At 62.9% G+C, this 17,956-nt stretch carries 14 protein-coding genes; 10 read left to right on the forward strand and 4 right to left on the reverse strand.

The genetic code is table 11. The features are described from left to right. Positions 1-197 precede the first annotated feature (197 nt). Together secA and ACP153_RS19075 are read left to right on the forward strand one after the other, a co-directional pair. The gene (gene secA / locus ACP153_RS19070; RefSeq protein ID WP_424972603.1) at positions 198-2,909 is read left to right on the forward strand and encodes a preprotein translocase subunit SecA; all 2,712 of its coding nucleotides are present in this window, start codon (positions 198-200) and stop codon (positions 2,907-2,909) included. Positions 2,910-2,911: 2 nt separating this feature from the next. Further along, positions 2,912-4,423, forward strand: a complete 1,512-nt coding sequence (locus ACP153_RS19075; RefSeq protein WP_424972604.1) for a hypothetical protein — start codon at positions 2,912-2,914, stop codon at positions 4,421-4,423. Here the strand turns inward: ACP153_RS19075 and radC are convergent. The 3 genes from radC to dnaK all read right to left on the reverse strand — a co-directional run bounded on the left by radC (position 4,395) and on the right by dnaK (position 8,336). Beyond that, positions 4,395-5,156: a RadC family protein gene (gene radC / locus ACP153_RS19080; RefSeq protein ID WP_424972605.1), complete on the reverse strand. Its 762-nt coding sequence runs from the start codon at positions 5,154-5,156 to the stop codon at positions 4,395-4,397. The genes ACP153_RS19075 and radC overlap by 29 nt on opposite strands. A 34-nt stretch (positions 5,157-5,190) precedes the next feature. After that, on the reverse strand, positions 5,191-6,345 hold the full coding sequence (dnaJ, locus tag ACP153_RS19085; protein ID WP_424972606.1) for a molecular chaperone DnaJ: 1,155 nt from the start codon (positions 6,343-6,345) through the stop codon (positions 5,191-5,193). Positions 6,346-6,419: 74 nt separating this feature from the next. Next, a complete protein-coding gene (gene dnaK / locus ACP153_RS19090; RefSeq protein WP_424972607.1) occupies positions 6,420-8,336 on the reverse strand; it encodes a molecular chaperone DnaK in 1,917 nt (638 codons plus the stop codon). Between the two features lie 166 nt (positions 8,337-8,502). Between dnaK and ACP153_RS19095 the strand changes: the two genes are divergently transcribed. Further along, positions 8,503-9,138 (forward strand): alpha-ketoglutarate-dependent dioxygenase AlkB family protein, encoded by a 636-nt coding sequence (locus ACP153_RS19095; protein ID WP_424972608.1) that lies wholly within the window; start codon positions 8,503-8,505, stop codon positions 9,136-9,138. Between the two features lie 10 nt (positions 9,139-9,148). Here the strand turns inward: ACP153_RS19095 and ACP153_RS19100 are convergent, their stop codons facing one another. Continuing rightward, positions 9,149-9,973, reverse strand: coding sequence for an ABC transporter permease (locus ACP153_RS19100; RefSeq protein ID WP_424972609.1), 825 nt, complete (start codon positions 9,971-9,973; stop codon positions 9,149-9,151). 143 nt (positions 9,974-10,116) lie between these two features. Between ACP153_RS19100 and cysQ the strand changes: the two genes are divergently transcribed. The 7 genes from cysQ (at position 10,117) to ACP153_RS19135 (ending at position 17,953) form a co-directional block, all read left to right on the forward strand. Beyond that, a complete protein-coding gene (gene cysQ / locus ACP153_RS19105) occupies positions 10,117-10,914 on the forward strand; it encodes a 3'(2'),5'-bisphosphate nucleotidase CysQ (protein ID WP_424972610.1) in 798 nt (265 codons plus the stop codon). Further along, positions 10,914-11,714, forward strand: coding sequence for a 3-deoxy-manno-octulosonate cytidylyltransferase (locus ACP153_RS19110; RefSeq protein WP_424972611.1), 801 nt, complete (start codon positions 10,914-10,916; stop codon positions 11,712-11,714). Before cysQ ends, ACP153_RS19110 begins: the two co-directional genes overlap by 1 nt. After that, positions 11,711-12,991: a glycosyltransferase family 2 protein gene (locus ACP153_RS19115; protein ID WP_424972612.1), complete on the forward strand. Its 1,281-nt coding sequence runs from the start codon at positions 11,711-11,713 to the stop codon at positions 12,989-12,991. Before ACP153_RS19110 ends, ACP153_RS19115 begins: the two co-directional genes overlap by 4 nt. A gap of 116 nt (positions 12,992-13,107) precedes the next feature. Then, the gene (galU, locus tag ACP153_RS19120; protein WP_424972613.1) at positions 13,108-14,001 is read left to right on the forward strand and encodes a UTP--glucose-1-phosphate uridylyltransferase GalU; all 894 of its coding nucleotides are present in this window, start codon (positions 13,108-13,110) and stop codon (positions 13,999-14,001) included. Between the two features lie 82 nt (positions 14,002-14,083). Then, positions 14,084-15,142 (forward strand): glycosyltransferase family 2 protein, encoded by a 1,059-nt coding sequence (locus ACP153_RS19125; protein ID WP_424972614.1) that lies wholly within the window; start codon positions 14,084-14,086, stop codon positions 15,140-15,142. 85 nt (positions 15,143-15,227) lie between these two features. Next, positions 15,228-16,244 carry a glycosyltransferase family 2 protein gene (locus ACP153_RS19130; RefSeq protein ID WP_424972615.1) on the forward strand — a complete coding sequence of 339 codons (1,017 nt, stop codon included), beginning with the start codon at positions 15,228-15,230 and terminating at the stop codon, positions 16,242-16,244. After that, positions 16,241-17,953 (forward strand): beta-1,6-N-acetylglucosaminyltransferase, encoded by a 1,713-nt coding sequence (locus ACP153_RS19135; RefSeq protein ID WP_424972616.1) that lies wholly within the window; start codon positions 16,241-16,243, stop codon positions 17,951-17,953. Before ACP153_RS19130 ends, ACP153_RS19135 begins: the two co-directional genes overlap by 4 nt. The last annotated feature ends 3 nt before the right edge of the window (positions 17,954-17,956 follow it).

Below are 17,956 nucleotides of genomic sequence, written 5' to 3' on the forward strand. Positions count from 1 at the left end.
GGCGTTTTTGCCTTGTCTACAAGGCCACATTGACAGTTTCGGGCCCGCCCCTTAAGTGCGGTATGTCCCCGGGGGCCGTGTGGCCGCACCGTCTCAGATGCCGTTTGTAAGCCGCACCCGAGGCGTGGGCAAGCGCGGAGCTTCGGGCAAGGATCACGAACGGTCGATAGGGCCGCAACCGGAGTACGATATCGACAATGCTGGGTCTTGGAACCATCACCAAAAAGGTCTTCGGGACCCCCAATGATCGCAAGGTCAAATCCGTTCGCCCCCTCGTGGCCAAGATCAACGCGCTGGAAGATGAGTTCAAAGCGCTCGACGATGCGGGCCTGATCGCCAAGACCGCCGAGTTCAAAGAGCGGATCGCGAATGGCGAGTCCCTCGACGCGCTGCTCCCGGAGGCCTTTGCCAATGCCCGTGAGGGCGCGCGCCGGGCGCTGGGTCTGCGGGCCTTTGATACGCAGCTCATGGGCGGGATCTTCCTGCATCAGGGCAATATCTCCGAGATGAAGACGGGCGAGGGCAAGACCCTCGTGGCGACCCTGCCGGCCTACCTCAATGCGCTGACCGGCAAGGGCGTGCATATCGTCACCGTGAACGATTATCTGGCCCGCCGCGATGCGGAATGGATGGGCAAGGTCTATGCCCAGCTCGGGCTGACTTGCGGCGTTGTCGTGCCGTTCCAGGCCGAGGACGAGAAGTCCAAGGCCTATGCCGCCGATGTCACCTATGCGACGAATAACGAGCTGGGCTTCGACTATCTGCGGGACAACATGAAATCCGAGCTGAGCCAGATGTCCCAGCGCGGTCACAACTTCGCGATTGTGGACGAGGTGGATTCGATCCTGATCGACGAGGCGCGGACGCCGCTGATCATCTCCGGCCCGAGCCAGGACAAGTCCGAACTTTATACGGCCGTGGACAAGATCATCCCCGCCCTGACCGAAGAGCACTATACGCTGGATGAAAAGACCCGTGGCGTGACCTTCACCGATGAAGGCAACGAGTTTCTTGAAGAGAAGCTGCACGAGGCCGGGATCCTGCCGGAAGAGCAGTCGCTCTATGATCCGGAATCCACGACCATCGTGCACCATGTGAACCAGGGTCTGAAGGCGCATAAGATCTTCTTCAAGGACCAGCACTACATCGTCCGCAATGGCGAGGTCGTGCTGATTGACGAGTTCACAGGCCGGATGACCCCGGGTCGCCGCATGTCCGAAGGACTGCATCAGGCGCTCGAGGCCAAGGAAGGCGTCGAGATCAAGCCGGAGAATGTCACCCTCGCCTCGGTGACCTTCCAGAACTATTTCCGCCTCTACAACAAACTTGGTGGCATGACCGGGACGGCCTCCACCGAGGCCGAGGAATTTGCCGAGATCTATGGGCTGGGCGTGGTCGAAGTGCCGACCAACCGGCCGATCCAGCGCGAAGACGAGCACGACCAGATCTATCGCACGGTCAAAGAAAAGTTCGACGCCATTGTCGAGACGATCAAGAAGGCCCATGAAAAGGGGCAGCCGATCCTCGTGGGTACGACCTCGATCGAGAAGTCGGAATTCCTCGCCCAACTTCTGAAAAAGGAGGGCGTGCCCCATAACGTCCTGAACGCCCGTCAGCACGAGCAAGAGGCCCAGATCGTTGCCGATGCGGGCAAGCTCAACGCTGTGACGATTGCCACGAACATGGCCGGTCGCGGCACCGATATTCAGCTTGGCGGCAATGTGGAAATGCGCGTGCTGCAGGCGCTGGCCGAGACGCCGGATGCCAACCCGGACGAGATCCGGACCAAGATCGAAGCCGAGGTGCAGGACGAAAAGCAGAAGGTGCTCGACGCCGGTGGCCTCTTCGTTCTGGCCACCGAGCGCCATGAGAGCCGTCGCATCGACAACCAGCTGCGCGGCCGCTCCGGTCGTCAAGGGGATCCGGGCCGGTCCTCCTTCTTCCTGTCGCTCGAAGATGACCTGATGCGGATCTTCGGGTCCGAGCGTCTCGACAAGGTGCTGAGCTCGCTGGGTATGAAGGATGGCGAGGCCATCGTGCATCCTTGGGTCAACAAATCGCTCGAGAAGGCGCAGGCGAAGGTCGAAGGCCGCAACTTCGACATCCGCAAGCAACTGCTCAAGTTCGACGACGTGATGAATGACCAGCGCAAGACGATTTTCTCGCAGCGCATGGAAATCATGGAAACCGAGGATGTCGCAGAGATCACCCGCGACATGCGCCACCAGGTTATCGATGATCTGGTGGACGAATTCATCCCGCCGAAAACCTATGCAGATCAGTGGGATGCTCAGGGGCTTTATGCGGCGGTGCTCGAAAAGGTCGGCGTCGATACCGAGGTCATCCGCTGGGCTGATGAAGAGGGTGTCGATGACGAGGAAATCCGCGAGCGTCTGGAGCGTGCGTCGGATGAGTTCATGGCTGCCAAGACCGCGCAATTCGGCGTCGACAATATGCGGCGGATCGAAAAGCAGGTCCTGTTGCAGACCATCGACCAGAAGTGGCGCGAGCATCTGCTGACGCTGGAGCATCTGCGCTCGGTTGTCGGCTTCCGGGGCTATGCCCAGCGGGATCCGCTGAACGAGTACAAGACCGAGGGGTTCCAGCTCTTCGAAGGCATGCTCGACAGTCTGCGGGTCGAGATCACCGACAAGCTTGGTAAGATCCGTCCGCTCACCGAAGAAGAGCAGCAGGCGATGATGCAGCAGATCGCGGCACAGCAGGCCGCCGCTGCGGCCGCTGCCCAGGCGCAGGCGCAACCGGCGTTGCAAACCGCGGGCGCTGAGGGTCCGGCCATGGAAGGCTTTGTCGAGGACGATCCGAGCACCTGGGGCAATCCGGGCCGGAATGATCCGTGCCCCTGCGGATCCGGCAAGAAGTTCAAGCATTGCCACGGGCGCTACACCTGAGGATGTGGCGCGCGGTCGGCCTCGGCCTGATCGCGCTCACAGCCGGAGGCGCCCTTGCGCAGGCCGAGACGGTGACACTCACCTCTCGGTCCGACGGATTTGCCGTGACCGGAGACCTGCGGGCGTTTGACGGAACCTATTTTCAGATAGAGGCGGAGCACGGTCTGCTGACCCTGTCCGCGGATCAGGTCACATGTGCCGGGGCTGGCTGTCCGGCGCCCAATGAAACCACGGGGTTTGCGGTGACCGCGGCCCATGGACCGGGGAGCGTTCTGCTCCCGGCATTGCTGCAGGCCTATGCCCGCGCGCGTGACCTGCCTTTGACCCGCGAGGCGGTCGATGACAGCCATATCCTTTTTGAGCTCGGCAATGCCGAGACACCCCAATGGTTCACCGTACGGGTGCGTCTTGCGCTACCCGCTGAGGGGTTTGCGGATCTCGCGGTGGGGGAGGCCGATCTGGTTCTGAGCGACCGTCTGGTCTCATCGGATGAGATGGCGATCGCGCAAGATGCGGGGATCGGGGACCTGACCGCGCTGGATCAGGAGCGGATCCTCGCCTTTGACGCACTGGTTGCCGCAACATCCCCGCGCCGCCCATCGCAGGCGATCACAGCGGAGGGCTTTCGCGCGCTTTGGTACAACCGCCGCCCGGACTGGGCTGGTCTTGGTTATCCGGCTGCCCCGCTACGGCTCCATGCCCGGGCCCATGGGGAGGATCTGGCCAAGTTGGATGACACCGGCGCCTCGCCCGGTGCGCCGGTGACCTACCATGAGAATGGTGCCGATCTTGCCGCGGTTTTGCGGGATCAGCCTTCGGGGCTCGGCCTTCTGCCGCTCTCCCGCCGGGGTCCGGCGCAGGCCCTGCCGATTGTGGGGAGCTGTGGTCTGACCCATGCGCCCAGCACGACCGGTGTCGCTCTGGGCCGCTACCCTTGGACCTTTCCCCTTGCGATCTATGCGCCGGATCGTCGTATGCCACTGGATTTGCTGGCGTTTCTGGCGTTTCTGGAGACGCCCGATGCTGCGTTGGTTCTGCAACGTGCAGGCTATGTGCTGCCCAATGCGCGGGTGGTCGAGTCCAGTGTCGCGGAACGGGTGTTCCGTGCCATGGCGGAGGCCAGTGCGGAGGAGCTACAAGTGTTGCAGACGCTCTCGCGCGCACTGCAAGGGGCCGACCAGTTGGGACTGAGCCTCCGACCCGCGGCTACGCGTCGTGACTTGCGTGCTTTGTCAGAGCGGGCGCTGGATGTCCTCGCCCAGTTTGAACCGAATGCGGAGCTGGTCATGGTAGCCTATGCGGATACGGTCGCGCAAGCACAGGCCGATGCGCAACAGGCCCGGATTGACTTGGCCGAGGCGCGCGGGAATCGTCCCGCGCTGGCGATGGATGTAATTGCCATGGGCGCGGCCTTGCCCATCGCCTGTTCCGAAGACCGTTGGGCGGCTGAGATGAACCGTCGGATTGATCTCTGGCAGCGCCCGCTTACAGATAGCCTTCGGATCGAAAACTGACCTCGCGCGACTTGCCGATCACCAGATGGTCGTGGAGGCGCAGACCCAGAACCTCTGCCGCGTCGCGGATCGCGTAGGTCATGGTGATGTCCTGTTCCGAGGGTGTCGGGTCGCCCGAGGGGTGGTTGTGCACAAGGATCAGGGCCGAGGCGTTGAGCTCCAACGCGCGCTTGGCAATCTCGCGCGGATAGACGGGCACATGATCCACTGTGCCCTGCGCTTGGGCTTCATCGGCGATGAGCACGTTCTTGTTGTCGAGATAGAGCACCCGGAAATGCTCCCGATCCAAATGCGCCATGGCGGTCTGGCAGTATTCCAGCAGGGCGTCCCAGCTGGAGACAACGGGCCGGTCGAGCACCTTGCCACGGGCAAGGCGGTGGGCCGCTGCCTCGACGATCTTCAGCTCCAGCGCGACCGCTTCGCCCACCCCATCCACCTCCAGAAGCCGGGGCAGGGGGGCGGCGAGCACATGGGTAAAATCGCCAAAGGTTTCGATCAACCGCCGGGCCAGCGGCTTCACATCCTGTCGGGGGATGGCGCGGAACAGGACCAACTCCAGAAGCTCGTAATCGGGTACCGCATCAGCACCCCCTTCCAGGAACCGCTGCCGCAAGCGCTTGCGGTGATCCTTGATATAGGAGGGTTGCGGCGCGGGTTTCGCGCGCTGCGGAGGCACCTGCCCCTCAGCAAAGAGGGGCATCGGGGCTTCGTGAAAGGCGCGGTTGCGGGACATTGCCGTAGCCTGCCCCGCGATGGTTTCCGAAGAGTTAACTCTTCATCCCGTCCCAGAAATTCTTCACGGTTTTGAAGAATTTGGAGGTTTCGGGCTGGTTATCCTGCGATTCCGCCTCGAATTCCTTAAGCAATTCGCGCTGGCGAGAGGTCAGGTTGACCGGGGTTTCGACAGCCAGTTCGATGAACATATCGCCGGTTCCGGCTCCGCGCAGGGCGGGCATGCCCTTGCCGCGCAGGCGCATCTGCCGGCCGGATTGCGAACCCGAGGGGATCTTCACCCGGCTGCGGCCCCCATCGATCGTGGGCACTTCCACGTCGCCGCCCAAGGCGGCGGAGGACATGCTCACCGGCACGCGGCAGAAGAGGTCCAGGCCGTCGCGCTGGAAAATCGCGTGCTCCTGCACTTCGATGAAGATGTAGAGGTCGCCGGACGGGCCGCCGCGCATCCCCGCATCGCCTTCGCCTGCCAGCCGGATCCGGGTGCCGGTCTCGACACCTGCCGGGATGTTCACGCTGAGAGACCGGGTCTTTTCTTCGCGTCCCGCGCCGCGGCAGACCGGGCAGGGGTTCTTGATGATCTGGCCGACGCCGGAGCAGGTGGGGCAGGTCTTCTCAATGGTGAAGAAGCCCTGCTGGGCGCGCACCTTGCCCATGCCGGAGCAGGTCGGGCAGACCACAGGCTCCGCGCCGCCTTCGGCCCCGGTCCCTTCGCAGGCGCTACAAGCTACGCTGCCGGGGACGGAGATGGTCTTTTGCAGGCCACGATAGGCTTGGTCGAGGTCGATACGCAGGTTGTAGCGCAGGTCCGAGCCGCGTGCGGCCCGTTGCCGTCCGCCGCCGCCGCGCTGACCGCCCATGAAGTCGCCGAAGAGATCCTCGAACACGTCCGAGAAGGCGGAGGCGAAATCGCCCTGGCCCGCACCGCCAAAGCCTTGCGGTCCGCGCGGTCCCCCGGTGCCGTTCTCGAAGGCTGCATGACCATAGCGGTCATAGGCGGCCTTCTTGTCGGGATCCTTCAGGATGTCATAGGCCTCATTGGCCTCTTTGAATTGGGTTTCCGCATTCGGGTTGTCCGCGTTGCGGTCCGGATGCAGCTCCTTGGCCTTCTTGCGAAAGCCCTTCTTGATTTCGTCGGGAGACGCCCCTTTGGACACGCCGAGGACGTCATAGTAGTCGCGTTTGGCCATGACCGGGTCCCTTCGCTTGAACGCGGACGCCGACCCGCACGGGGCGGATCGGCGTCATGTCGTGCATGGAGGCGTTAGCCCTGTTTCCGGTCGTCCAGATCTTCGAAATCTGCGTCCACGATGTCGTCATCCACGTCGCGCGGCTCGTCCGCGCCTTCGGGCGCATCTTCGCCCGCCGCTTCCTGCTGCGACTTGTAGATCGCTTCGCCGAGCTTCATGGCCGCGTCGGTCACGTTCTGAATGCCCGACTTGATCTTGCCGGCATCGTCGGTCTCGAGCACTTCCTTGAGCGCAGAGACGGCCAGCTCGATCGCCTCGACCGTGGACGGATCCACCTTGTCGCCATGCTCTTCGAGGGATTTCTCCGTCGAATGCACGAGGCTTTCGGCCTGGTTTTTGGTCTCGACCAGCTCCTTGCGCTCTTTGTCCGCGTCGGCATTCGCCTCGGCATCGCGCACCATCTGATCGATCTCTTCGTCCGACAGACCGCCAGAGGCCTGGATCGTGATCTTCTGCTCCTTGCCGGTCCCTTTGTCCTTGGCGGACACGGAGACGATGCCGTTCGCGTCGATATCGAAGGTCACTTCGATCTGCGGCAGGCCCCGGGGCGCGGGTGGGATATCCTCGAGGTTGAACTGGCCGAGCATCTTGTTGTCGGCCGCCATCTCGCGTTCCCCCTGGAAGACCCGGATGGTCACAGCGTTCTGGTTGTCCTCGGCGGTCGAGAAGACCTGAGACTTCTTGGTCGGGATGGTCGTGTTGCGGTCGATCAGGCGGGTGAACACGCCGCCCAGCGTCTCGATCCCCAGCGACAGCGGGGTCACGTCGAGAAGAACCACGTCCTTCACATCGCCCTGCAGAACACCGGCCTGGATCGCGGCGCCCATGGCCACAACCTCATCCGGGTTCACACCCTTATGGGGGTCCTTGCCGAAGAATTTCGAAACTTCCTCGATCACGCGCGGCATGCGGGTCATCCCGCCGACCAGCACGACCTCATCGATCTCGGAGGTGCTCAGCCCGGCATCCTTCAGCGCGTCCTTGCACGGCTTGAGAGACGCCTTGATCAGGTCACCCACGAGGCTTTCCAGCTTGGCCCGGGTCAGCTTCATGACCATGTGCAGCGGCTGACCGCCATTCGGATCCATGGAGATGAACGGCTGGTTGATCTCGGTCTGGGTCGACGAGCTGAGCTCGATCTTGGCTTTCTCCGCGGCCTCTTTCAGGCGCTGCAGAGCCATCTTGTCCTTGGTCAGATCGACGCCGTGCTCTTTCTTGAATTCGTCCGCCAGGTAGTTGACGATCCGCATGTCGAAGTCTTCACCGCCAAGGAACGTGTCGCCATTGGTGGATTTCACTTCGAAGAGACCATCATCGATCTCGAGGATCGTTATGTCGAACGTCCCGCCGCCGAGGTCATAGACCGCGATCGTCTGGGTTTCGGACTTGTCGAGACCATAGGCCAGCGCGGCGGCGGTCGGTTCGTTGATGATCCGCAGAACCTCGAGACCGGCGATCTTGCCCGCATCCTTGGTGGCCTGACGCTGGGCGTCGTTGAAATACGCAGGAACGGTGATCACCGCCTGGGTCACGTCCTCGCCCAGATAGCTCTCGGCGGTTTCCTTCATCTTCTGCAGGATGAGGGCAGAGACCTGCGCGGGAGAGAAGTTCTCACCCTGCACGCCCACCCAGGCATCGCCATTGCCGCCATTGACGACCGCGTAGGGCAGGTTCTTTTTGTCTTTTTCCAGATCTGCGTCGTCGAACCGGCGCCCGATCAGGCGCTTCACACCGAAGACGGTGTTTTCGGGGTTCGTGACAGCCTGGCGCTTGGCGGGCTGACCCACGAGCCGCTCATCGTCGGTATAACCGACAATCGAGGGCGTGGTGCGCGCGCCTTCCGAGTTTTCGATGACCCGCGGTTGCGAGCCGTCCATGATGGCAACACAGGAGTTCGTGGTGCCGAGGTCGATACCAATGACTTTGCCCATTGCTATAGTCCCTTTCGTCGTGGCGATAGTTGAGAGACAAGATCCGTACGCGGCCTCTCGTCTCCGATCCCAAGAAAGATCACGGGGCCCGCGATCAACGTCTCGGCGTATATAAGGAGGGGGGTGCACCCCTGCAAGCGTCCCGGCGGCATCTGGAGGGATTGAAATGGACAAATCGCGGCAAGATGTCCGGATCCCGGCCCCGGACCTGTGGTTGCGGGGGGTTGCGATCCATTCCGGCTTCCTGGATCGGGCCGCGCAGGAGGCGATGGTCGCCGATTTGCGTGCGGTGGCGCAGGTCGTGCCCTTTCAGCGCATGATCACCCCGTCCGGGCGGCGCATGTCCGTGCGGATGACGGCGGCGGGGCAGTTTGGCTGGGTGTCGGATCGGCAGGGCTATCGCTATGCGCGGACGCATCTGAACGGCACGCCCTGGCCCGCGATTCCCCCGCGTATCCTGTCGGTCTGGGAGGCGGTTTCGGGCAGCGCCCGGACCCCGGAATGCTGTCTGATCAACTTCTATGATGCGCAAGCCAGGATGGGTCTGCATCAGGACAATGACGAGGCGGATCTTGCGGAGCCCGTGGTCTCGATCTCTCTCGGGGATTCGGGGCGGTTCCGCGTGGGTGCCGAGACAAAGGGCGGCTCGACAGAATCCCTTTGGCTCAATTCCGGGGATGTGGCGGTGATGGGCGGGGCGGCACGTCTGATCCATCACGGGGTTGATCGGATCAAGGCCGGCAGTTCGACGCTCCTGCCCGATGGCGGGCGGATCAACATCACCCTGCGCGTCGTGACCTGAGCGCGCGGTGCTAACGCGCGGCACTCCAACTGATCGAGGCACGGCGGCGGGTATAAAACTCCCCCATCAGGCCAATCATCATGCAACCGACCATGATCCAGAACGGGTATTCCAGATTGGTGTGCCGGGGCGTGTAGTTCAGAAACACGTAGCCGCGCATCTGATCGATCAAATGAAACAGCGGATTCCAGGCAAAGAGCGGCAGCATGAAAGCCGGTAGCGTGTTGGCCACGAACATCTTGCCGCTGGCAAACATGTTCACCCGGCTGAAGATCGTCTGGATCATCTTCGTTCCGTTTGGGGCCCAGGGCTTGGCGGCCAGGAACACCATGCCGAGCGCCGCCCCACCGGTCCAGGCCAGCAGCATGACCTTGGCCGCGCCGCCGGGATCGTGGATCGCCACATTATGGGTCACAAGCTGATACCCGGTCAGGATCACGAGAACCGACATCGCCTGAATATAGAGACTGCTCAGCGCCGCCGCGCCAATCGCAACCATCGTGTTCATCGTGGGGTGCTTCATCATGGGCGAGGCGGGTCCCTCGGACCCGAACACCGCCCCCATCGTCTTGGTGAAGGTCATGAACAGGAAGACCCCGCTCAGGACATACATCATGAAATCCCCGCGCAGACCCGCGCCGCGGACGCCCAGCAGTTGAAAGATCACATAGAAGGCGACCACGAAAACAATGGTCTGGAACAGGTTGATAAAAAGGCTCACCAGGGCATTGCCATGGGTCTTGCGCACCGAGCGCACCGTCGCGTGATAGATCAGCGACAGCGTCCGATACGCGGTCGCAAAGGAGTTGGTAGATCTTTCTTCGACGCGAAACACGACAGCCTGAACCGTTTCTTTGGAGTGACACCTTGTCCGACAGAACAACACAATGGTTGCGGATCATTTAACCGGGAAGCATAGAAAATTCAGGTCAATGGGCAACCGCGCGCCTGCGCCGGGGTGAGCCATAGGAGAGTATCATGGATTTTGACGCAGTTATTCCCGTTCTACGCAAGCTTTCGCTGGAGGCGGGCGACGCCATCATGGAGATCTATGGCTCCGAAGATTTCGACGTCCGGTCCAAGTCCGATGACAGCCCGGTGACGGCTGCCGATGAGGCCGCCGATGCGCTGATCTCGGCAGGGCTCGCTGCGGCCTTTCCGGATGTCCTGACGGTGACGGAGGAGCAGGCCGCTTCCCACAGTCAGACCGCCGGGTCGTTCTTCATCGTCGATCCGCTGGATGGCACCAAGGAATTCGTCCATCGCCGCGGGGATTTCACGGTCAATATCGCCTATGTCGAGGATGGTACGCCCGTGCGCGGGGTGGTCTATGCGCCCGCCAAGGGGCGGCTTTTCTACACCTTGGCCGATGGCCAGACGGTCGAGGAAACCGGACCTTTCGACAAGGATCAGCCGGGAGAGACAAAGCCCCTCTCTGTGAGCGCGCCGGACAATGCGGCTCTTATGGTGGTGGCGTCAAAATCCCACCGGGATCAGGCAACCGACGACTATATCGGCCAGTACGGCGTGCGGGACATGACCTCGGCGGGCTCCTCGCTGAAATTCTGCCTTGTGGCCACGGGGGAAGCGGATCTCTATCCCCGTCTGGGGCGCACCATGGAGTGGGACACTGCCGCAGGGCACGCGGTTCTGCTCGGCGCAGGCGGGCAGGTCGTGCGGTTCGATGATCACACGCCGCTCAGCTATGGCAAGGACGGCTACGCCAATCCGTTCTTCATCGCCTACGCTCCGGGCGTGGAACTCAAGAGCGCTTGATGTCTGTTCTGGTTGTCATCCCGGCGCGCTATCCCTCGGTTCGTTATCCCGGCAAGCCGCTGGTGGAACTGCGCGGCGCCACGGGCGTCTCGCGCTCTCTGATCCGGCGGAGCTGGGATGCCGCCCAGGCCGCCGAGGGGGTGGACCGCGTGGTGATCGCCACGGATGACACCCGCATTCAGGAGCATGCAGAGGCTTTCGGCGCCGAGGTCGTGATGACCTCCGACACCTGCCGGAACGGGACCGAGCGCTGCGCCGAAGCCATTCAGCGGATGAACATCACGCCGGAAATCGTCGTGAACCTGCAAGGTGACGCGCCCCTGACCCCGGCCTGGTTCGTGGCGGATCTGGTGGCGGGACTGCGCGCCGCGCCCGATGCGTCGCTGGCCACGCCTGTGCTGCGTTGCGACGGGGCAGCGCTTTCGGGGTTCCTCGAAGACCGTCGCGCGGGACGCGTGGGCGGCACCACGGCGGTCTTTGATCGCAACAATCACGGGCTCTATTTCTCCAAGGAAGTGGTGCCCTACACCACAACCGACTACCCCGCCGATGACCCGACCCCGGTTTTCCACCATGTAGGCCTCTATGCCTATCGTCCCGACGCGCTTGTCGCCTATGGCACCTGGCCGGTCGGACCGCTCGAGACCCTCGAAGGGCTCGAACAGCTGCGCTTTCTCGAGAATGGGCACACGGTGCTCTGTGTCGAGGTGGAGGGACGGGGCCGTGCCTTCTGGGAGCTGAACAACCCCGAGGATGTGCCGCGGATCGAGGCGATGCTGGCGCAGATGGGTCAAGAGTGATCCCCGAGGCCAGCGTCGTTATTACCAGCCGCGGACGGGGCCCACACCTCGCCCGCTGCCTGCAAGCGCTGTCCTTTCAAACCTGCCCGGCCTTCGAACTCATCATCGTCGGAGACACCTCCGCGCGCCGCGCCGTGTCCGAAGGGCCGGGCATGCCTGCCGTGACTTTCGTGCCCTTTGACGAGGCGAACGCCGCCGCCGCGCGCAATGCCGGGATCGCGATTGCCTCGGCACCCTATGTGGCGTTTCTGGATGATCGGGCGGTGGCCGAGCCCTGCTGGCTTGAGAACCTCCTAAAGGCGCTGCGCGTGCCCGGGGTCGTGCTCGCATCGGGCTATGTCCGCGGCCCGGACGGTGTCGGGTTCCAATGGCAGGGGGAGTGGCTGTCGACCGATGGCACCTCCGCGCCCATGACGCCGGTTCCGGAGGAGGCCGGGATCCTCGCGCCAGGGTCCGGGCGTGTGCCCGGAGGGGCGGAGGCAAATTTTGCCGTTCTGCGTCAGGCCGTGCGCCGGATCGGCGGCTTTGATCCCCGGTTGCGGGACCATCTGAGCGCGCGGGATCTGGTCCTGCGCCTCGTGGCCGGGGACGGGCAGATCGCCTATGCACCGCAGGCTCAGGTGATCCATGCGCCGAGCTCGGTGGGCCCTGAGCCCTCGCTCCCCGGGCCACAGGCGCTGTTCGAGCTTGGCCGCTCGGTTGCGATCTTTGCGCAGTCCCATGCCCGCCATGGACCGGCGGTTGCGATTCGCGCCCATAGGCTGGCCCAGCAACTCGACCTTGCGCGCGCGATGGTGTCCGGGCGTCTCTATCCGGATGAGGTCTGGGGACGGATGAAGGGATTCGATCGCGGGGCCGCCGAAGGGCAGGCCGAGGCTGAAACCAAACCCGGCCCGAGCAAGATGCAGGACCTGCCCGCCGCGCCTGAGCACAAACCCGCCGCCCGGATGTTCATGGCGCGCCGCGACGACGATCCGGCCCTATCGCCGGTTTGGGTCACCTCTCCGCGATTTGAGATGCCCGGAGCCTTCGCACGTGCAGAAAAACAAGCTCAAAAAGGCCGCATGGTGACATTGATCACTGCGGCTGGGCGCCGAAAGCCTGGCAGTGTCCGCTTCCACATGCCGGGAGTGTGGGTCCACGAGTTGCCCGATTCTATCTGGCAATCAGCAAGTTCTCGCCGCATTTCCGACGGAGTTTACAAAGACTACTCGGGTATCCGTATAAGGGGCGTACCAACGTCCGAGGACGCTGGCGTAGAGTTGGACGTGGATTAAAAATGCTGCAGTGCGACAACAGATCCGCTGTGTTGGGGGGCGAAAGGTTGCTGTTTCTCCCCCGTGCCTTAGAAACTCTGCTATGGTGACGACAATGATTGTAATAGGGCCCGATAATGTCTCGAAGTGTTAAAACCGCTGTTTTCCCTGTCGCCGGCATGGGGACTCGTTTTCTTCCTGCGACAAAATCCGTTCCGAAAGAGATCATGACCCTCGTGGATCGCCCGTTGGTGCAATACGCCATCGACGAGGCACGTGCTGCCGGGATTGAAGAATTCATCTTTGTGACCTCGCGCGGCAAGAGCGCGCTTGAGGACTATTTCGATGCCGCACCCCAGCTTGAGCAAACGCTTGAGGACAAGGGCAAGACCGAGCTTCTGAAGACCCTGCGCAGCACGAATATGGACAGTGGCGCGATCGCCTATGTCCGTCAGACCCGCGCGCTGGGCCTGGGCCACGCGGTCTGGTGTGCCCGCCGCCTGCTTGGCAATGAGCCCTTCGCCGTCATCCTGCCCGATGATGTGATCGCCGCCGAGAAGCCCTGCCTCGCCCAGATGGTCGAAGCCTATCAGGAAACCGGCGGCAACATGGTTGCGACCATGGAAGTGCCCATGAGCAAAGCCTCTGCCTATGGCATCGTCGACGTGAAGGAGGACATGGGGTCCATCGTTCAGGTCAAGGGCATGGTCGAAAAGCCCAAGGCCGAGGACGCGCCGTCGAACCTCGCCGTGATCGGTCGCTATATTCTGAGCCCCGAAGTGCTCGACAATCTCGACAAAGGTCAGGTCGGCGCCGGTGGTGAGATCCAGCTCACCGATGCCATCGCCCATGAGATCACCGCGAACGACAATGTGTATGGCTTCCGCTTCGCCGGGCAGCGCTTCGATTGCGGCTCCAAGGCGGGCTTCCTGCAGGCCACGGTCTCCTTCGCGCTGGCCCGTCCGGACCTGGCCGATGAGCTGTCGGACTTCCTGCAAGAGCTGGCCTTCTCCCGCAAAGCGGCGCAGTAAACCCACTCCTTCTTGGCGGATGCCTTGCACGCCGTGATCCTTTGGCTAGGGTCACGGCGATGGTGTTTCTGGATCCGCCCACGTGACCGCGTCGCTGCGACAGGCCTATAAACTGCGCTGGAAACGGCGCGGTTTCCTCTGGCGGGCCTGGCGCAAGCGCTCCGAGCTGGTCCCGGTCGCGGATCGCACCGGGGATATCCCGCAAGAGGGCGTGCTCTGCTTTGCCTGTCTCAGGAACGAGGCGGAGCGGCTGCCCTATTGGCTGTCCCATTATCGCGCGCTCGGGGTTTCCCATTTCCTTGTGGTCGACAATGGCAGCACCGATGGCAGTCTCGATCTTCTGAGCGCGGCGCCGGATGTCTCCGTCTGGCGCACATCCACGAGCTACAAGGCCGCCCGCTTCGGGATGGACTGGCTGACCACGCTCTTGCGGCGCCATGGCCGGGATCGCTGGTGCCTGACGGTCGATCTCGATGAGCTGCTGGTCTATCCGGATCATGAGCACCGGCCCCTTCCGGATCTGGTTGCCGAGCTCGATCGACAAGGGCGCCGTGCCTTTGGCGCTTTGATGGTGGAGCTTTATCCCAAAGGTCCTCTGGGTGCGCAGTCCTACAGTCCGGGGCAGGATCCGACCCAGATCCTGAGCTGGTTTGATGCCACCCCATACCGGACCACGCCGCAGCCCCATCTCAAGGCGACGCTCTATCAGGGGGGGGTGCGCGAGCGGCTCTTTTTCGGGTCCGAGCCTCGGCGAGCGCCGACCTTGAACAAAATCCCGCTGGTCAAATGGCATTGGCGCTGGGCCTATATGAACTCCACCCATTCCCTGTTGCCGCCCAGTCTGAATGCGGTGTTCTCCACGCCTGAAAGCCCACGGCTCTCGGGCGCTTTGCTCCACACCAAGTTCCTGCCATCGGTCGTGGCCCGCTCTGCGGAAGAGAAAGCGCGGCAGGAGCATTTCGGGGAGAGCGCCCTCTTTGACGCCTATTACGACGGGCTGATCGCGGATCCGGATCTCTGGTGCCCTGAGTCCTGCGCCTATGAGGGTCCCGCGCAGCTCGAAGCGCTCGGCTTCATGTCCCGCAGCCCCGGTTGGGGCGATGCCCCGCCTCACATTGTGGCAAAGGCGAAGCCGCGTTAGGCTTCGGGTAAGAACATTAACCATATATCTGAACCAACGCGCAGGGCGCTTGGCACCTGTCGGGCAAGGATAGGGGAGCAGGATCTTGAAGGTTCTTGAGCGCTACAAGCTCAGGCTCAGGCGGAAACGCATGCTCTGGCGCGGATTTCGCCGCCGCCGGGAGCTGACGCCAGCCGAGAACCGGACGGATCGCATCGGCACCGGCGACATTCTCGCTTTCACGACCCTGCGCAACGAGCGGGTTCGCCTGCCCTTCTTCCTCGACTACTACCGCAAGCAGGGCGTGTCCCATTTCCTGATGGTGGATAACGGGTCCGAGGATGGGTCCGCGGCCTATCTGGCGGCGCAACCGGATGTCTCGCTCTGGACCACGCCGCACAGCTATCGACGGGCCCGGTTCGGGGTCGACTGGCTGACCTGGTTGCAGATGAAATATGGCCACGGCCATTGGTGCCTGACCGTGGATGTGGACGAGTTCCTGATCTATCCCTTCTGCGAAACGCGCCCGCTCGGCGCGCTGACCGATTGGATGGATTCCTCTGGCCTGCGGGCCTTCCCAGCGATGCTTCTGGATCTCTATCCGAAGGGGACGCTCGACAGCGCGGTCTATGCGGAAGGGCAGAACCCGATGGAGCTGGCCTGCTGGTTTGACAGTGGCAATTACACCATCACCCGCAATCCCGAACTCGGGAACCTCTGGATCCAGGGGGGACCGCGGGCCCGGGCGTTTTTCGCTGACCGTCCCGCGGCAGCCCCGGCCCTGAACAAGATCCCGCTGGTCAAATGGGACCGCAAATACGCCTATGTGGACAGCACCCATATGGTCCTGCCCCGGGGTCTGAACAATGTCTATGAGACAGGCGGGGGCGAGCGGATCTCGGGCTGCCTGTTGCACACGAAATTCCTCAACACCTTCATCGAGAAATCCGAGGAGGAGGTCGTCCGGCAGGAGCATTACGCCAAGGGGCGCGAATACAAGGCCTATGCCGAGAAGCTGGAGGCGGAGGGCGCGCCGTCGCTCTGGACCGAGATGTCCGAACGCTATGTGTCCTGGCGCCAGCTTGAGATCCTCGGCCTTTTGTCCAAGGGCAGCTGGGCATGAGCGGCGCGTCGGTCTCCCTCGGCTTTGTCATGCTCGCCCATACGGAGCTCGGGCGCGTGGCGGAGCTGGCGCGCTATCTCGACGGGTTCGGCTGCCCCGTGGTGATCCATGTGGATCGCAAGACCGAGGCGCGGGCTTATGCCGGGCTCTGCGAAGCGCTCGTGGATTTGCCCCGCGTCCGGCTGATCCGGCAGCATGATTGTGGCTGGGGGCGCTGGTCCATGGTGCAGGCCACGGAGACCGCGGCCGAAACGCTGCTCGCGGCGGAGCCGGATGTCACCCATGTGGCCCTGATCAGCGGCGATTGCCTGCCTTTGCGCCCTCTGGATCGGTTGATTGATTTTCTCGCGGCCCAGCCAGAGACGGATTACATCGAATCCGTCACCGTCTCGGATGTGCCCTGGACCATCGGGGGCTTGCAGAAAGAGCGCTTTACACTGCGCTTCCCCTTCTCCTGGCGCAGCCAACGCAAGCTCTTTGACCGCTATGTGGAGCTGCAGCGGAAGCTGGGCGTCAGACGCCGCATCCCCGATGGGATCGAGCCGCATCTCGGCTCCCAATGGTGGTGCCTGACCCGGCGCAGCCTCGAGGCGATCCTGCACGATCCGCGCCGGACTGAGTTCGCACGTTATTTCAAACGGGTCTGGATCCCGGACGAATCCTACTTCCAAACCCTGATCCGCCGCGTCTCTCCGCATATCGAGAGCCGGTCACTGATGCTGTCGAAATTCGACACCCAGGGGAAACCCTTCCTCTTCTATGACGATCATCTGGAACTGGTGGGCCAATCCGACTGTTTCCTGCTGCGCAAGGTCTGGCCGCGGGCGGACCGACTCTATGCGCAGCTGCTCGATCCCGAGCAGGGCGCGCCGGAACGGGGGCCGAGCAATCCGCACCGGATCGAACAGGTGTTTGACGAAGCGATGGAGCGCAACCGCGAAGGCCGCGCGGGTCTCTTCATGCAGAGCCGCTTTCCCAGCGACACCTGGCAGGCGGGCAAGACCGCCGCGCCCTATTTCGTCTTTCAAGGGTACAATGAGGTCATCGCCGGGTTCGCTCCCTGGCTGTCGCAGCGCACGGGCGCGCGGGTCCATGGCCATCTCTTTGACTGGCGCGAAATCCGCTATGCCGAGGGGGCGCCCTGTTTCAATGGCGGGCTGTCGGACAGTGTGTCCTTACGCGACTACAATCCGCAGAGCTTTCTGACGAACCTGATCTGGAACAGCCGGGGGGAGCGCCAGTGTTTTCAGATCGCGCCCTATGACCGGCAGGATCTGAACGAATACATGATGTGGGATCCCAACGCTCATATTTCGGTGGTGACAGGCTCCTGGGCGCTCAAGCTCTTTCGCGATGATCTGCCTTTTGAGCAAGCGCGGCGCGAGGCGGCCTGGATGCAGAAGGTGGAGGATCATTTCCTCGGGCAGCTTCGCAACAAGAGCCTGCCGGCCAATGTCCGGGTGACATCCCTGGCGGAGTTTGTCGCCGACCCCATGGCGCAATTGCAGGATGTGCTCGATCTGATGACCCCGTTCACCCGGCGGCGTCTGGTCCATGCGCCAGAGCTGGTGGATCTGACAGGGTTTGGCGCGTTCTTGCAGGCGCTCAAGAATGCCGGGATGAAACCCTATCTGACTGGGGATTTCCCGCTGGATACCAGCGATCTGACGGCGCCGGCGGCCCCTGCGCGGCCCTATCTCGTGACCTGATCC

The sequence above is a fragment of the Dinoroseobacter sp. S76 genome, from assembly GCF_049801095.1.
In the GTDB taxonomy this organism is placed as follows: Bacteria; Pseudomonadota; Alphaproteobacteria; order Rhodobacterales; family Rhodobacteraceae; genus Dinoroseobacter.

Bases quoted from the DNA above. Each gene is read 5' to 3' on its own strand.
- secA (WP_424972603.1), top strand. From the start codon at position 198: ATGCTGGGTCTTGGAACCATCACCAAAAAGGTCTTCGGGACCCCCAAT.
- ACP153_RS19075 (WP_424972604.1), top strand. From the start codon at position 2,912: ATGTGGCGCGCGGTCGGCCTCGGCCTGATCGCGCTCACAGCCGGAGGC.
- radC (WP_424972605.1), bottom strand. From the start codon at position 5,156: ATGTCCCGCAACCGCGCCTTTCACGAAGCCCCGATGCCCCTCTTTGCT.
- dnaJ (WP_424972606.1), bottom strand. From the start codon at position 6,345: ATGGCCAAACGCGACTACTATGACGTCCTCGGCGTGTCCAAAGGGGCG.
- dnaK (WP_424972607.1), bottom strand. From the start codon at position 8,336: ATGGGCAAAGTCATTGGTATCGACCTCGGCACCACGAACTCCTGTGTT.
- ACP153_RS19095 (WP_424972608.1), top strand. From the start codon at position 8,503: ATGGACAAATCGCGGCAAGATGTCCGGATCCCGGCCCCGGACCTGTGG.
- cysQ (WP_424972610.1), top strand. From the start codon at position 10,117: ATGGATTTTGACGCAGTTATTCCCGTTCTACGCAAGCTTTCGCTGGAG.
- ACP153_RS19110 (WP_424972611.1), top strand. From the start codon at position 10,914: ATGTCTGTTCTGGTTGTCATCCCGGCGCGCTATCCCTCGGTTCGTTAT.
- galU (WP_424972613.1), top strand. From the start codon at position 13,108: ATGTCTCGAAGTGTTAAAACCGCTGTTTTCCCTGTCGCCGGCATGGGG.
- ACP153_RS19135 (WP_424972616.1), top strand. From the start codon at position 16,241: ATGAGCGGCGCGTCGGTCTCCCTCGGCTTTGTCATGCTCGCCCATACG.